General features: G+C 52.9%; 16 protein-coding genes. 15 read left to right on the top strand and 1 reads right to left on the bottom strand.

The genetic code is table 11. The annotated features are described in order from the left end of the window. Window positions 1–190 precede the first annotated feature (190 nt). From PRIO_RS03325 to PRIO_RS03360, 8 genes are all read left to right on the top strand, one after another. Window positions 191–826, top strand: coding sequence for a nitroreductase family protein (locus PRIO_RS03325; RefSeq protein WP_020427444.1), 636 nt, complete (start codon window positions 191–193; stop codon window positions 824–826). A gap of 47 nt (window positions 827–873) precedes the next feature. Further along, window positions 874–1170 carry a putative quinol monooxygenase gene (locus PRIO_RS03330; RefSeq protein ID WP_020427445.1) on the top strand — a complete coding sequence of 99 codons (297 nt, stop codon included), beginning with the start codon at window positions 874–876 and terminating at the stop codon, window positions 1168–1170. 28 nt (window positions 1171–1198) lie between these two features. Beyond that, complete coding sequence (locus PRIO_RS03335; protein WP_046501112.1) at window positions 1199–2383, top strand: pyridoxal phosphate-dependent aminotransferase; 1185 nt, start codon at window positions 1199–1201, stop codon at window positions 2381–2383. Window positions 2384–2624: 241 nt separating this feature from the next. Continuing rightward, window positions 2625–4241, top strand: a complete 1617-nt coding sequence (locus PRIO_RS03340) for a phospholipase D-like domain-containing protein (protein WP_231869811.1) — start codon at window positions 2625–2627, stop codon at window positions 4239–4241. A gap of 62 nt (window positions 4242–4303) precedes the next feature. Beyond that, a complete protein-coding gene (locus tag PRIO_RS03345; RefSeq protein WP_020427448.1) occupies window positions 4304–4681 on the top strand; it encodes a hypothetical protein in 378 nt (125 codons plus the stop codon). A gap of 103 nt (window positions 4682–4784) precedes the next feature. Then, window positions 4785–5111, top strand: coding sequence for an ArsR/SmtB family transcription factor (locus PRIO_RS03350; RefSeq protein WP_020427449.1), 327 nt, complete (start codon window positions 4785–4787; stop codon window positions 5109–5111). A gap of 109 nt (window positions 5112–5220) precedes the next feature. Beyond that, on the top strand, window positions 5221–6996 hold the full coding sequence (locus tag PRIO_RS03355) for a SulP family inorganic anion transporter (protein ID WP_099091676.1): 1776 nt from the start codon (window positions 5221–5223) through the stop codon (window positions 6994–6996). 249 nt (window positions 6997–7245) lie between these two features. Beyond that, window positions 7246–7944, top strand: a complete 699-nt coding sequence (locus PRIO_RS03360) for a DUF1361 domain-containing protein (RefSeq protein WP_020427452.1) — start codon at window positions 7246–7248, stop codon at window positions 7942–7944. On the opposite strand, the gene PRIO_RS03365 is transcribed toward PRIO_RS03360, so the two are convergent. Then, window positions 7920–8261 (bottom strand): MGMT family protein, encoded by a 342-nt coding sequence (locus tag PRIO_RS03365; protein WP_020427453.1) that lies wholly within the window; start codon window positions 8259–8261, stop codon window positions 7920–7922. The genes PRIO_RS03360 and PRIO_RS03365 overlap by 25 nt on opposite strands. Before the next feature lie 254 nt (window positions 8262–8515). Between PRIO_RS03365 and PRIO_RS03370 the strand changes: the two genes are divergently transcribed. From PRIO_RS03370 to PRIO_RS03400, 7 genes are all read left to right on the top strand, one after another. After that, entirely contained in the window at window positions 8516–10066 is a 1551-nt protein-coding gene (locus PRIO_RS03370; RefSeq protein ID WP_020427454.1) for a spore germination protein, read from the top strand. Beyond that, window positions 10063–11217 carry a Ger(x)C family spore germination protein gene (locus tag PRIO_RS03375; protein ID WP_020427455.1) on the top strand — a complete coding sequence of 385 codons (1155 nt, stop codon included), beginning with the start codon at window positions 10063–10065 and terminating at the stop codon, window positions 11215–11217. Before PRIO_RS03370 ends, PRIO_RS03375 begins: the two co-directional genes overlap by 4 nt. A gap of 6 nt (window positions 11218–11223) precedes the next feature. Then, window positions 11224–11427, top strand: a complete 204-nt coding sequence (locus PRIO_RS03380) for a hypothetical protein (protein ID WP_020427456.1) — start codon at window positions 11224–11226, stop codon at window positions 11425–11427. Window positions 11428–11454: 27 nt separating this feature from the next. Continuing rightward, window positions 11455–12561, top strand: coding sequence for a GerAB/ArcD/ProY family transporter (locus tag PRIO_RS03385; RefSeq protein WP_020427457.1), 1107 nt, complete (start codon window positions 11455–11457; stop codon window positions 12559–12561). 131 nt (window positions 12562–12692) lie between these two features. Beyond that, window positions 12693–13319, top strand: a complete 627-nt coding sequence (locus PRIO_RS03390; protein WP_020427458.1) for an alpha/beta hydrolase — start codon at window positions 12693–12695, stop codon at window positions 13317–13319. Between the two features lie 39 nt (window positions 13320–13358). Further along, window positions 13359–13655, top strand: a complete 297-nt coding sequence (locus tag PRIO_RS03395) for an antibiotic biosynthesis monooxygenase family protein (RefSeq protein ID WP_020427459.1) — start codon at window positions 13359–13361, stop codon at window positions 13653–13655. Between the two features lie 14 nt (window positions 13656–13669). After that, window positions 13670–14473, top strand: a complete 804-nt coding sequence (locus PRIO_RS03400) for an aminoglycoside phosphotransferase family protein (RefSeq protein ID WP_020427460.1) — start codon at window positions 13670–13672, stop codon at window positions 14471–14473. Window position 14474 lies beyond the last annotated feature (1 nt).

The raw sequence follows: 14474 nt of genomic DNA on the forward strand, positions 1-14474 counted from the left end.
GAACTGTAGGAGCGAATGCGTCCGCCTTTGTCTGCGGATTTCCACCGAAGAAGAGCGGTAATAATCAAGAAATCTGCAGATGGGCAGCGGCCGGAAGTCCAAACATTCACCGTAGTCCCGACGAATTCCCTAATGTAAATATCTTAAGTTCACTCTATATATAAACCAACCTCAAAGGAGCTTGTTATTGATGAACACCACGCAAACTAATGATTTTACAAGTATTATCACAGGACGCCGCTCGATCCGCAAATATGATCCATCCGTCAAAATCAGCAAAGCGGAAATGACCGAAATTCTTACTGAAGCAACGCTCGCACCTTCCTCGGTGAACATGCAGCCTTGGCGTTTTCTGGTGATTGAAAGTGCTGAGGGCAAAGCCAAGCTTGCGCCACTGGCTAAATTCAACCAGCAGCAGGTAGAGACTTCAGCTGCGGTTATCGCAGTGTTTGTGGATATGAACAATTTCGATTATGCCGAAGAAATTTACGGAACGGCTGTAGAACGCGGACTGATGCCTGCTGAAGTAAAAGAAAGACAGCTTGCTGCGCTGGGTGCGCATTTTGCAAATCTGCCTGCAGCGGTGAACAGAGAAACCATTATGATTGACGGGGGACTGGCCTCCATGCAGCTGATGCTGGCAGCCCGTGCCCACGGCTATGACACCAACCCTATCGGCGGCTTCGAGAAAGACCAGATTGCCGAAGTGTTCGGAATGGACAAAGAGCGCTATATCCCGGTAATGCTGATTTCGATCGGCAAAGCCGCTGAAGCCGGCTATGCATCTGTCCGTCTGCCTATCGACACCATTGCACAGTGGAAATAAGCCTGTTAAGCTGCTTAAGCACACAAAACGTTTAGGAGGTCTCCAAAATGATCATTATTCATGCTGTAATGCAAGTCAATCCCGCACTTAAGGAGAAATTTCTGGCTGAGGCAAAACAGCTTCTGGCCGCAACCCACCAAGAAGAAGGTAACCTTTCTTATGAGCTCTACAATCATTTCGAACAGGACAATACCTATATCATGGTGGAAACCTGGCGCGATATGGAGGCTGTAGCCAGTCATAATACAAGCTCCCACTTCACCGGATTTGCGGCGAAAGCGCCGGAGTTCCTGACGGCTCCGCTGGACGTCAAAGTGTATAACGCCGAGCCGGCAAGCAAATAACCTACAGCCGGAGAGGGGAATACCTGCAGTGAAGCATTTTGAGCCTTCAATGATGTTGCAGTCCTTGCCCAAGCAGTTTTTTGCCGCCCTTGTCGCCAGAGCGGGCATGGCTTCGGCGGCAGGGCATGACGTGATCAATCTGGGACAGGGGAATCCCGATATGCCTACGCCAGCGCACATTGTCGAGGCCTTGCAGGCGGCAGCGGCCAATCCCCTCAACCATAAATATCCGCCGTTTCGCGGCCACCGCTACCTGAAGGAAGCAGCAGCCGGATTCTACGAGCGTGAATATGGAGTGAGACTTGAGCCGGACAGCGAGGTTGCAGTCCTGTTCGGCGGCAAAACCGGACTGGTCGAAGTGGTCCAGTGCCTGCTGAACCCGGGGGATACCGCGCTTGTACCGGACCCTGGGTATCCCGATTACTGGTCGGGAATTGAACTGGCCCGTGCGGTCATGGAGAGGATGCCGCTGACTGCGGAGAACGGCTTTTTGCCCGATTACGGCACCATAAGCCCGGAGGCGGCAGACAGGGCGAAGCTGATGTTCCTGAACTATCCGAACAATCCGACGGGAGCTGTGGCTACGGAGGCTTTTTTCCGCGATACAGTGAAGTTTGCCGGACAGCATAACATTTGTGTGGTCCATGATTTCGCCTATGCCGCACTCGGCTATGATGGAGTACGTCCGCCCAGCTATCTTCAGACGCCGGGAGCGAAGGACAACGGCATTGAAATATATACTTTATCCAAAACTTACAACATGGCCGGGTGGCGGGTAGCATTTGCTGCCGGGAATGCCAGTGTTATTGAGAGTCTGAACCTGCTGCAGGATCATATGTACGTCAGCCTGTTCGGTGCGGTTCAGGAAGCGGCAGCCGCAGCTTTGTCAGGTCCCCAGGCCTGTGTCCGGGAGAATCTGGACCGCTATGAAGCAAGGCGGAATCTTCTGATCGGCGGATTGCGCGAGCTTGGCTGGAAGGTAGAGGCTCCAGGCGGTTCATTTTTTGCCTGGCTTCCGGTTCCCGAAGGCTACACCTCCCAGAGCTTTGCCGATCTGCTGCTGGATGAGGCCCATGTGGTAGTGGCGCCGGGGATCGGCTTCGGTGAATACGGCGAAGGCTATGTGCGGGCAGGTCTGGTCAGCGATGAAGCCCGGCTGGCGGAAGCTGTGAAGCGGATCGCAGGGTTGAAGCTTTTTGCTCCAGACCGGTGATAAGCTGACGGAATATCATGAATAAGTATTCTTTCAGCAGGGGGAGTTTCGGGAGCCGGACGGGCTTTGGAAGCTCCCCCTGCTTTTTTCTGAACCGGCTGAAGGGGAAGGATGGAACTCCAAGCGGGTGGACGTTTATAAGCGGCGTATCCGGGGTATCTAAGCATAGCCTAATTAGTCTGACTTATGGTTATGGGTCATGAACCGGCTGCACATCTTAGAATGGATGGAGGAACTGCCTGTGAAAAATATACATAGCAACAGCAGACTGCTTCTCGAAGGATGGAATGAAGGACTGCAGCGGGATGTTGTTGATGTTGTGAATTATTATATATCCGGCGGCTCACTGGGGGCGGTTGCCGGTCCGGTGGAACGGCTTACATCATTGATGGACGCGGCGCTGGAGGGAGGCGCTGCCCGCGCATACCGCCAGGAGATCGGCGGTGTAATTACGGAGGCCGGGCAGCTCGCTGAACTGCCGGGCTTCAGTACGGAGCTGCTTGAACAGCTTGCCGCTGAGGTCCGGCGGCTGGATTCCGGCAAGCTCCGGGCACTGGCTCCGCAGACCACCCGCAATAACCGGGTGGATGCTTTTGTCAACGGCCCGCAGTGCCTGGACATGCTTTTGGAGGAGATCGGCAAGGCCCGGCGTTATATTCATCTGTCTATCATGCTGTTTTTTAATGACGGCTCGGGCAACCGGATTGCGGACGCGCTGCTGCGCGCGCTGGAGCGGGGGGTTCAGGTGCGCATTATGGTGAATTACACCGTTACTGCGCTTGGATATGGACATAACCTCGAAGTCGGGAAATTCAGCGAAATCTCAGACCAGCTGAAGAAGGCGGGAGCCAAGCTGCAGGATACGTTCAATTCCTACTACACTGCTGCGGAGTGGCATAGGAGACGGGCTGAATTGAAGGCTCAGGGTGTGCCTGAGAGCATCCTCTTCCTTCAAGATAAAGTACAGGAGGACGTGGAGCTGACCGGTCTGAATGTGATTGACCACCGCAAATTTATGATCATCGACGGCATCACCTCTATCATCGGCAGCCTGAATTTCGGGGACCAGTATACGTTTGCTGGACCGATTGAACCCTCTGCCTCTGTGCAGGTTGACGGGCGTCCAATGGGGGTACCGGCCCGGGAGGAGGAATGGCATGACGGCTGCTTCCGTATCCGGGGAGCGGCGGCCCTGCCGCTGAATGCCGTGTTCCGGTCCAGATGGCTTCTGCTTGGGGGAGATCCTTTTGATCCTGAGGATGCCTTTTACCGTCCTGAGGGCAATACGGATCTGGGTTCCGAGGAATGTACGTTGTTTGTGAGCTTCCCGGGGAATCCGGTCAATCTGATTCAGCAGTATTATCTCGATCTGATCACTTACGCCGCCGAAGAGACGGTAATCGTGAACCCGTATCTGATTGATCAGGCATTCTGGGACCGGCTGGGCGGGCTTGGACCGGAGTGCTCCTGCCATCTTACGATCTGCAATCCGCTGGAGGTCAACGATCATCCTACTAACCGTGCGGCGGTGCGCAGCAATATGTATAACCCTTTTTGCAATGGGGTATCTTTTTATGACTACAGTGCTACAGGACGTTTTTCCCATTGGAAAATCACTTATGACCACAGATCGCGCGCGGTGTTCCACGGCTCATATAACATCAACGAAAGAAGCGCCTGCCACGATTTCGAGCTGGGTCTGCTGGTGAAGGGAGAGGCCTTTGCTGCAAAAGTTAAAACCATGATTGACTATGACCTCAGCGTGTCCCGCAAAATTACAGATAAAAAGGAATTCTTCAAGTATCCCTGGATGCACCCCAGCACCTATGTGAATAAAGCGGCACAGAATTATACCTGATCGCGCAGCAGGCCGGATGTCATGTATAATATGCAGTAAATCTCTGCAAATGGAGCCAAGCTATGAATATCAAAATACTCGGGCCAGGCCTGAAGAAGGATGAAGTGTTTTTTGAAGCGGCAACCGGCGAAGGAAGAGCCATCTGGTGCGGCCCTCCTGTGAAGCCGGGGGATGAAGCTGTGGCGGAATTTGAGCTTCCGGCACTGCTGATGCGCTGGGTGGATATCGTTCCGGCGGACCAAGAGGGGCATGGCATCCGCATGGAAGGAAATGAGGTTGTGCTCACCGGTGTGCTGGACAATATTGAGGAGGATGGAACCGGCTGCCTGCAGCTGGACGGAGAGCTGATCATGTTCGAATGCCTTGGGGAGCCAATGGTGCTGGGCAGCCTCGTGGAGGTCCGGACCCGGGAAATCAGACTGTATCCGGTCTACCTGTAATAAGGTTTTCTCATTATAAATTCACCTCCGGCATAGCCACTCCAGGCTAAATAGGCTAAGATAAACATTAAACAAGAAGTAAGCTATGAGGAGCAGAGGTTCAATGAACAGCGATATTCAGCAATTCAAGACGGAGTTTTTTAAGGCGCTGGCTCATCCGATGCGGATTCGTATTCTGGAGCTGCTTAGCGAAGGGGAAAAAAATGTGAATGAGCTGCAGGCGATTCTTGGGTCCGAAGGGTCCGCCGTATCCCAGCAGCTTGCCGTGCTCCGCGCCAAAAATGTAGTAGCCAGTGTAAAAGAAGGCACAACGGTGATTTACTCGCTGCGTGACCCCCTGATCAAGGATCTTCTGGCCGTGACCAAGCAGATCTTCGATAACCATCTGGTAAACGCCATTTCTCTTCTGGAGGGAATCCGCAGCGAATAACCCGGGTTCTCCCGGGTGCGGATTTCCCGTTGACAAGAGCGGCTTGCAGGAGTAATGTTGCTCTTATATTCAAATAATCAGATATTTAGAGAAAAGAAGGTTAAAAAGGATGATAGGGTGGGGCCGTTTTAAAGGCTACAATATTGCGTCGCTGCGTAAGGATCTCATTTCAGGGATCATTGTCGGCGTTATTGCCATCCCGCTGGGGATGGCATTTGCTATTGCTTCAGGCGTGAAGCCGGAGTACGGGATTTATACTACTATAGTCGCGGGTATTCTCATTTCTTTGTTCGGCGGTTCAAAGTTTCAAATTGGCGGGCCCACGGGGGCGTTTATCCCCATTTTGTTCGCTATTGCCATGGAGTATGGCTATGAGAACCTGCTGCTGGCCGGAATGATGGCCGGGGTCATCCTCGTTCTGATGGGCCTGCTCCGGCTCGGTGTGCTGATCAAGTTTATCCCTAGGCCGGTAACGATTGGGTTTACGGCAGGGATTGCGGTTATTATCTTCACCGGGCAGATTGCCAACTTCCTTGGCCTGAAGGATATGAAGCGGCATGAGAGCTTCGTGGACAATATGAAGGAGATCGGCCTGCATCTCTCCACGATCAATCTGTACAGCATTCTGACAGCGGTGATCTGCCTGGCTGTGCTTGTGCTGGGTATACGTTTTGCGCCAAAAGTGCCCGGGGCACTGGTTGGGCTGCTCTGCGCAACCATCATAGCCGCGCTATTCTTCAGCGGCAAGGTGACTACGATCGGCTCAGCCTACGGGGATATCCCGAATACGCTGCCGAGCTTCCATTTCCCGGTTATTACCTGGGAACGGATAAAGCTGCTGCTTCGCCCGGCCTTCGTAATTGCCATGCTGGGCGCGATTGAATCGCTGTTGTCCGCAGTGGTGGCGGACGGCATGTCGGGCAGCCGCCACAACAGCAACCGTGAACTGATCGGCCAGGGGGTTGCCAATATAGCTGCTCCTCTGTTCGGCGGGATTCCCGCTACCGGGGCGATTGCAAGAACGGCAACCAATATCAAAAGCGGGGCGGCTTCCCCCTTGTCGGGTGTAATCCACGGAGTGGTGGTATTTCTCATTCTGCTGCTGTTTGCTCCTTATGCGTCGAGTATTCCGCTGGCTGCGATGGCACCTATTCTGATGGTAGTGGCCTGGAATATGAGTGAGCGCAAGGAATTCCTTCATCTGCTCAAGCTGAAGACAGGGGATTCGCTGGTGCTGTTCATTACGTTCCTGTTAACCGTCTTTGCCGACCTGACAGTGGCGGTGGAGGTTGGATTGGTGCTGGCTGTGGTCTTGTTCGTCAAACGGATGGGCGAGGTGCACCTGGTCTCCAAGGTGCTTCCTGACCCGAGCTCGGTAAAGGTCGAGGCGCATATGGTCACAGACAGCCACGATTGCCCGCAGATCGGCATATATAATGTGGAAGGGCCGCTGTTCTTCGGCGCCGCCTACCGGTTCGAGAATACGATGCCGGGAGCCGGGCCGGATAAGCAGAAGGTCATTCTGCTCCGGATGGGGAAGGTTCCTTTTATCGATACCACCGGCGAAGCCAATCTGGCGGGGCTGGTGAAGGAATTGCAGGAGGATGGCGGCCGGCTGATGATCTCCGGCATTCAGTCCCAGCCGCTGGAGCTGCTCCAAAAGACCGGATTGTATGACAAAATCGGAGCAACGCAATTTTATGAACATACCGGCGAGGCCATCAATGATGCACTGAAGGCCATCAATCACAGCAAGTGTCTTGGCTGCCGTCATGCGGCCTTCAGGGAATGCACAGCTTTTTCCGGGCTGGATGAAGCGTCAGGACGCAGCACCTTCAAGGGGCGTGTGCCTGCCGTGGGCCGCAAGCTGAGCGGAGAGCTGTAGGCGCAGAAAAGTGCAGCCGGCGGACTATCACGCTGTTGATTTACTGGACATATACAAAAGTTAGCATAGGAGCGATTCTCCCGTTAGGTTGGGAACCGCTCCTTTTTGTGCATGATTCTCAGCCGTTTTTGCTGCCTCTGATTCGCCCGATTTGTACAAGACATAGAAAAATTTGTACAATTAGAGGTAAGATATTCAATTGGAGATAGACGATCAACGAATTCTTACCGATAAGGAGATTGCATCTGTATGAAGGAATTGAATTACATCAAAGTATTTCTGCTTTTGGCAGGCTTGTCCCTGGTGACGCTGGCAGTTTACGGTGTAGTATCGCAGCGGACGGACACATTCTATAAATTTTTAATCTGGAATCTGTTTCTGGCCTGGCTGCCGTTCGTATTCTCCATGGCGGCCCATGAGCTGGACAAAAGGAAAATCGGCGGACTGCTGGTGCTTCCGCTTGGTATAGCCTGGCTGCTGTTTTTTCCGAATGCGCCTTATATCATGACGGATTTGGTGCATTTAACGATCCGCAAAAATCTGTATTTTGTCAGCGGTACGATCCAGAACCGCTATTGGTATGATCTGATTACGCTGCTGCTGTTCACCTGGAGCGGCTGGCTGACCGGGTTCTTCTCCCTGTACCAGTTCCAGTCCGTCATCTACCGTAAAACCAATCTGCTGCTCTCCTGGATCTTCGTCCTGTTCGCCTGCGGGCTCGGGGGTTATGGCGTACTGCTCGGCAGGGTCTACCGGCTGAACAGCTGGGATGTGCTTACCGACCGGCATCAGCTGTACCAGCTTGTTGTAGACAGCCTGAACCGGCAATCTGTTTTCTTCAGCCTGTTCATTGCCTGCGTGCTGCTGGCTATTTATACGACTATGTACTGTCTGCTGAATGTGCTGGGTAGAGGAAGCCGCGATTACTCCTTAGGCGGCAGAAGATAGTCTTCGTCCGGCTCGGGGTGGTACTGGTACCGCTGAAGATCAATCACCCCCTTTGCGTCAAAAACAATGCCCTCGCCAAGCAAATAAAGCCGCTGCAGAGAGCTGGACTCATCATCGGCCAAGGCAATTTCACCTTTGACATTGACGACTCTGTGCCAGGGCAGCTTGTATTTGCGGCTCATGGAATGCAAAATACGCACAACCTGCCGTGCTGCCCGCGGGCTTCCTGCCGCGCGGGCGATGCCTCCGTAGGTCATGACCTGACCTTCGGGGATCGAACGGATGACGGTGATGACCTTTTCTGTGAATGGTGTCATGAACGGGACTCCTTTTTCCAAACGTTAAAATATATGTACTGAAATTATAGCAGAATTGGGCGCTAATGCTTAGAATGTGCAGCTTGCGCCTAACTGAATAGAATCCGCTGGCCAAAGCCCGCAATGCTCCAGATGAGCATCTGCGGGTTTTGCTCTGTCTGCAGCAAATTTCCTTCACAGCATAATTATGGCGAATAGGAGTCATAGAGTCGGGGGATAATCAGATCAAAACAATTGTGACAGGAGTGACTGCAGTGAAGAATGCCGATGCTTCCCGGAGCAGTGGACAGGCAGACTGTGAAATATCCGCCCCTCAGCCGCTTAGCCCCTCGATGGAGGATAATCTGGCCCGGGTCCGGCAGATTTTCAGCAACGATGGGACTCTGCGGGTGCGGTTTATTGAGAATAACCATGGGACACCGTTGCGCTGCTGTCTGATCTATGTGGAAGGAATGATTGACCGGACCCTTTTGCAGAACGGGATTACGAAGCCGGTAATGGCTTATCCGTTCAAGGAAGAAGACTGCGGCAATTCGGCTGAACTGATCGAGAAACTCCGCGCGGAAATTATAGCCCTCAGCGACATTACGGTAACTACTGGGCTGGATGAAGTGGTAGGGGGCATTGTCGGGGGCAACACGCTATTGCTTCTGGACGGATATGCCGGGGCGCTGAGCATCAGTACTCAAGGCTTGGAAACGCGGGCGATCGAAGAGCCTACCACAGAAAAAGCGGTCCGGGGACCGAGAGAAGGCTTCACGGAGTCGCTGTTCGTCAATCTGACCTTAATCCGCCGCAAGGTCCAGAATCCGGATCTGAAGTTTGTATTTCGTGATATCGGGAGCCGGACCAAGACGCAGACCTGTATCTGCTATATGGAAGGCCTGGCTTCACCGGAGATTCTGGCGGAGCTGCAGGGAAGGCTGGACCGGGTAGAGATAGACCATGTGCTGGATACCGGTTATCTGGCCGAGCTTATCCGCGACGAGCCTTATTCGCCATTCGAGATGCTTGGCAGCACTGAACGTCCGGATGCAGTAGTGGGCAAAATTATGGAAGGCCGGATTGCCCTGCTGATCGAAGGCAGTCCGTTTGCTTTGACACTGCCGTATGTTTTTGTCGAGAATTTCCAGGCCGCCGAGGATTACTATATCAACTATTATTTTGCCTCCTTTAACAGGTTCTTAAGGGTTATGGGGGCATTCATGTCCATCAGCATTCCGGCAGCATATGTTGCTTTGGTTACCTACTCCCAGGAGATGGTTCCTACCCTGCTCCTGCTCAGCATTGCCACTGCGAGGCTGTCTGTTCCCTTTCCTACGGTAGTTGAGGCACTCATAATGCTGACTATATTCGAGATTCTCCGTGAGGCGGGGGCGCGGATTCCAACCTCCATTGGCCAGGCGGTCAGCATTGTGGGAGCGCTGGTATTGGGACAGGCCGCTGTAGATGCAAGGATTGTCAGCGCGCCAATGGTCATTGTGGTAGGCCTGACGGGAATTACTACTTTGCTGAATCCAAGACTTACGGGACCAATGATTATAGTGCGTCTGCTTCTGTTGTTTGCCGCGTTTTTCCTTGGAATTTACGGATACTTTTTTGGACTGCTCGGCCTGGTGATTCATCTTATGAGTCTCCGCTCCTTCGGGGTTCCCTACATGCTGGGTGTGGGGTCGATCCGCCCGCAGGACATTAAGGATACGGCTATCCGCGCTCCATGGTGGGATATGTACCTGCGTCCGGCAGTCATGGGTGCGCGCAATATGAAGCGGAAGCTGCCCGGGAAAAGGGCGGGAGGCTCATGAGAGCAGCCCCGAGGCTGCTGCCGCTGCTGCTCTGCATAGTCATGCTTCCATGCCTCAGCGGCTGCTGGAACTATACCGAAGTCGATGATATATCCATCGTGGCCGGGGTGGCCATCGACAAGGATGGCGCCAATGAGAAGATTCAGCTTACTGCGGAGATGGTAGATATCCAAGGGGGGCTTGACCAAAATCAGGCAGGCTTCAAAATGCTCAGTCTTACGGGAAGCACCATCTTTGACATTGTCCGCAATATGATATCCATAACCGGGAAAAAGCTGTTCTGGAGCCATGCCAAAGCCATCATTTTCAGCGAGAAAGTTGCCCGCGAGGGATTGATCAGGACCGTTGACTGGTACAGCAGGGATACGGAAACAAGGTCCGATGTTTTCATCTTTGTGTCGGGTGAGCCGACCGCGCGGGAGATTCTGAACCTGAACAGCACCACAAAAACCATCATGTCGTTTGAACTGGCGCAGATGATGCGGGACGAGAAGTATACCAGCAGTGCGCCGACCGTGGAAATATGGGATTTCATCGATAAGCTGGAGACTATGGGGAATCATGCTGTGGCACCACTCATTTACATTCATGAGCAGAACGGGCAGAAGAATGAACGCGTTAACGGCTGTGCGATTTTTTCAAAGGACAAAATGGTAGGCAAACTGAACGGCAAAGAAACCAAAAGCATGCTTTTTGCCAAAGACGGCATCAAGGGAGGCGTACTGGGGGTGAACGACAAGAACGGGGTTCCGACATACTCACTGGAGATTCTATCAAGCAGAACCAAGGTGAAGCCCAGGGTGGTGAACGGCAAGCTGCTGCTGCAGGTCAGAACGGTTACACATACCGGTCTGGATGAGGTGATGACTTCGGAAAGCTTCTCGGGCAACGAGACCATCAGTGCCATTGAAGAGCGTGCGGGCGAAGCCCTGGAGCAGGAGATTCTGGCTGTTATCCGGAAAATGCAGCGGGAGTACCATGCCGATATTTTTGGATACGGGGAAATCATCCATGAGCATCAGCCGGAGATGTGGGTCAAGGTCCGTGACCGTTGGGATGATGAATTTGCAAAACTGGATATCACGGTAGACTCGAAGGTAATTATTGAGAGCACTGCCAAAACCTCACGCTCCATTAAAATGGGGGATTAACCCTATATGGTCATTTACCTGCTGCTGGTCTACGCGATTGTTGTAATCATTGACCCCTACGGCCTGCTGAAGCGAGGGAAGAAGCGGGACTTCTATGTATGCTCGCTGCTGTGCCTGGTGTCCTTCTCCTTGGCATTTGCGCTATCCATGCGCTGGGAAATTCCCAGCCCTTCATCTCCGATTGTGCATTGGGTTAGAAAGCTATTCTAGATCCGGATCATTTAAGGGGGAGGAACAATGAGCAAGGAAATTATACCGGCAGGCCAGGCTATAAGCATATCGGTCCTTTTTATTATCGGCACTTCCCTTTTTATGGGGTCTTCGGGACAGTCCGGCAACAGCAGCTGGATTGCCTTGATATTGGCTGCAGCACTGGCAGTTCCGCTTATGTTGATCTACGCCAGGCTGCATGGGCTTTTTCCGGGCAAGGATTTGTACGATATGCTGATTCTGGTGTTCGGGGCAGTTGCTGGACGCATGCTCTCCTGCCTGTATATCTGGTATGCTCTGCATTTGGGCTCGATGGTGCTGCGGAATTTCGGGGAGTTCAGTAAGACGGTTGCCCTGACATCGACCCCGATGCTGGCCCCGATGCTGGTCATCGGCCTGCTGTGTGTGTGGGTGGTGAAGGCGGGAATGGAGGTGCTGGGGAGAAGTGCCAAATTTCTTTTGCTGTTTACTATAATGGTGATTGCAGTAATAGAGCTTCTCTCTATCCCCAAATATCAATACCATCACCTATTGCCGGTTTTAGACAGCGGGTGGAAGCTGGTTTTGTCAGATACGATAGGGTCCTTCACCTTTCCTTTTGCCGAGATTGTGGTTTTCCTGGGTGCCTTTAATGTGTTGCCCAAAAAGGGTTCGGCGGCAAAAGTTCTGGTAAGCAGCACCATGATTGCCGGAGTAATTATCCTTGTAGTCACTTTGCGCAATCTGATGGTCTTGGGACCGGATATCCTGTCAAGCTTGTACTTCCCCTCCTATGTGGCGGTTGGCAGAATCAATATTGGCGACTTCCTGACACGAATCGAAGGCTCATCGGCGATTATATTTGTAACGGCGCTTTTTATAAAAGTAAGCCTATGTCTGTATGCGGCCAGCAATGGGATGGCAAAAGTATTCAAGCTGGACAGCTACCGCTCCGTTGTGCTGCAGTTAGGTCTGATTATGGTCTATCTGGCGGTTTTTATCTATAAGGACATTATGCAAATGCAGTATTTTGCCTATCACATCTACAAGATTTACGCTCTTCCGTTTCAGGTGGCCATTCCTGTGATTCTGTGGGTTACAGCGGAAATTCTGGCCTGGAGGAGAAGCGGCAAAAAGACGGCAGCGCAGCAATAGAGACGGGGCAAGCCTTGGGATTCCAAGAGCCTGCACCGTTTTTTATTTCCCACCTGTGCTGAAGATAGCTATAATTAGAGGCAGAGAGCTTAGGGGAATCCTAGTAAACATTGGCGAAGGAGGAAGCGCGGGTGAGTGTATCAAGCATCGTCATGTCCTCACATTGGGGCAGGGAAGTCAGACATAAGTATATTACACAGGAGTCCAAGGCGCTCGCCGTAGTATTTCCGGGTAAGAACTACTCGGCTGAACGTTCGCTGCTGGATTATGCGGCCAAGCTGGCACGGGAATACGGCTGTGATATCCTGCTGCTGGAATACGGCTATCAGAGCGCGCGGACTGAGCTTAAACGTGACGAAATCGATATTATAGCAGAGGAATGCAAGGCGGCCATCAGCTCGCTTCCGGAGTATGAGCAGCTGCTCTTCATCAGCAAAAGCATGGGAGCTGTCATTGCCGGCAGAGTGGCGGCAGAGCTGAATCTCAGCCAGAAGACCTCACATTTGTATCTGACGCCGGTTGCCGATTCACTCCCGCTGCTGCGGCAGAGCCGGGGCAGCATCATCTATGGTGGCAGCGACCCGACCTTCACCGAACAGCATGCCGCCGGGCTTAACGGACAAAAGAATCTGCGGGTGTACCGGATCGATGACGCCAATAACGCCCTCGAAGTGGGCAGTGTTAATGAGTCGCTGGCGGTGCTGTTGGTCATTATTAATTTTTATCACGAGTTTTTCCGGGATGCACTTACAGGCTGAGGCATCTGGACTATACATCAGGGCAAGGAGAGGATTGCGATGATATTGGAAGCAGCCATGCTGCAGATCAGGCCGGGACTCACCAGCCAATTTGAGCAGAGCTTCAAGGCAGCGTCCGTGCTGATTTCTTCCATAGAAGGATATTTGGGCCATGAGCTGCAGCATTGTCTGGAGGACGATCACAAATACCTGCTGCTCGTAAAGTGGCGCAATCTAGAGGATCATACGATAGGGTTCAGGGAATCCAGCCAATATCAGGAGTGGAAAGCAATGCTGCATCATTACTACAGCCCTTTCCCGGTAGTGGAGCATTTCACGCGTATTAATCTGGCGTAATTTGGGGGGACGGCATGACGGGGAAGCGGATTGGGGAAGGAAGGACAGCGGAGGTCCAGGAATATGGGACAGGGAAGATTCTGAAGCTCTATCGCGCGGATATTCCTGCGGAGTATGTGGAACACGAATATGAGGTCAGTAAATATGTCCACAAGCAAGGCATTCAGACGCCTCAGCCTATTGAACTGGTTACGCTTGGGGAACGCAAGGGGATTCTATTTCAGCAAATTCACGGCAGCTCCATGCTGCGGCTGATTGGCGAGAAGCCGTGGAGACTGGGCGAATATGCCCGGCAGCTTGCTTCGCTCCATCACGATCTGCATAAGCTCCAGGGGCCGGAAGCCTTTGGCAAGCAGAAGGAGAGCCTGAGAAGCAGCATCGTTGCCGCCCCTATGCTCACGATGGAGGAAAAAACGCCCGTTCTGGAAAAGCTGGAGCAGCTGCCGGAGGGCGACCGGCTCCTGCATGGGGATTTCCACCCGGACAATGTGCTGATAGACGGGCAGGCATGGACCATCGACTGGATGACCGGGATGAGCGGCAACCCGGCCGGGGACGCGGCAAGGTCTGTAATGATGTTCAGCATGGGCGCTTTGCCGCCCGGAGCCTCATTATCGACCAGGCTCGTTACGGGTTTTATCAGGCAGCGGCTCACGAAGGGGTATATTCGGGAATATCTCAGGCTGTCGGGTCTATCTTATGCTGAAGTAAATGCCTGGGTGCTGCCGGTAGCCTCAGCCCGGCTTACGGAAGGGATTCCGCTTGCGGAGAAGGAACAGCTGGTCCGCGAAATCCGCAGGCGTCTAAGGTCCAAATAAG

The organism is Paenibacillus riograndensis SBR5, from assembly GCF_000981585.1.
Classification (GTDB): Bacteria; Bacillota; Bacilli; order Paenibacillales; family Paenibacillaceae; genus Paenibacillus_AQ; species Paenibacillus_AQ riograndensis.

Bases quoted from the DNA above. Each gene is read 5' to 3' on its own strand.
- PRIO_RS03325 (WP_020427444.1), top strand. From the start codon at position 191: ATGAACACCACGCAAACTAATGATTTTACAAGTATTATCACAGGACGC.
- PRIO_RS03330 (WP_020427445.1), top strand. From the start codon at position 874: ATGATCATTATTCATGCTGTAATGCAAGTCAATCCCGCACTTAAGGAG.
- PRIO_RS03345 (WP_020427448.1), top strand. From the start codon at position 4,304: ATGAATATCAAAATACTCGGGCCAGGCCTGAAGAAGGATGAAGTGTTT.
- PRIO_RS03350 (WP_020427449.1), top strand. From the start codon at position 4,785: ATGAACAGCGATATTCAGCAATTCAAGACGGAGTTTTTTAAGGCGCTG.
- PRIO_RS03355 (WP_099091676.1), top strand. From the start codon at position 5,221: ATGATAGGGTGGGGCCGTTTTAAAGGCTACAATATTGCGTCGCTGCGT.
- PRIO_RS03360 (WP_020427452.1), top strand. From the start codon at position 7,246: ATGAAGGAATTGAATTACATCAAAGTATTTCTGCTTTTGGCAGGCTTG.
- PRIO_RS03365 (WP_020427453.1), bottom strand. From the start codon at position 8,261: ATGACACCATTCACAGAAAAGGTCATCACCGTCATCCGTTCGATCCCC.
- PRIO_RS03375 (WP_020427455.1), top strand. From the start codon at position 10,063: ATGAGAGCAGCCCCGAGGCTGCTGCCGCTGCTGCTCTGCATAGTCATG.
- PRIO_RS03380 (WP_020427456.1), top strand. From the start codon at position 11,224: ATGGTCATTTACCTGCTGCTGGTCTACGCGATTGTTGTAATCATTGAC.
- PRIO_RS03385 (WP_020427457.1), top strand. From the start codon at position 11,455: ATGAGCAAGGAAATTATACCGGCAGGCCAGGCTATAAGCATATCGGTC.
- PRIO_RS03395 (WP_020427459.1), top strand. From the start codon at position 13,359: ATGATATTGGAAGCAGCCATGCTGCAGATCAGGCCGGGACTCACCAGC.
- PRIO_RS03400 (WP_020427460.1), top strand. From the start codon at position 13,670: ATGACGGGGAAGCGGATTGGGGAAGGAAGGACAGCGGAGGTCCAGGAA.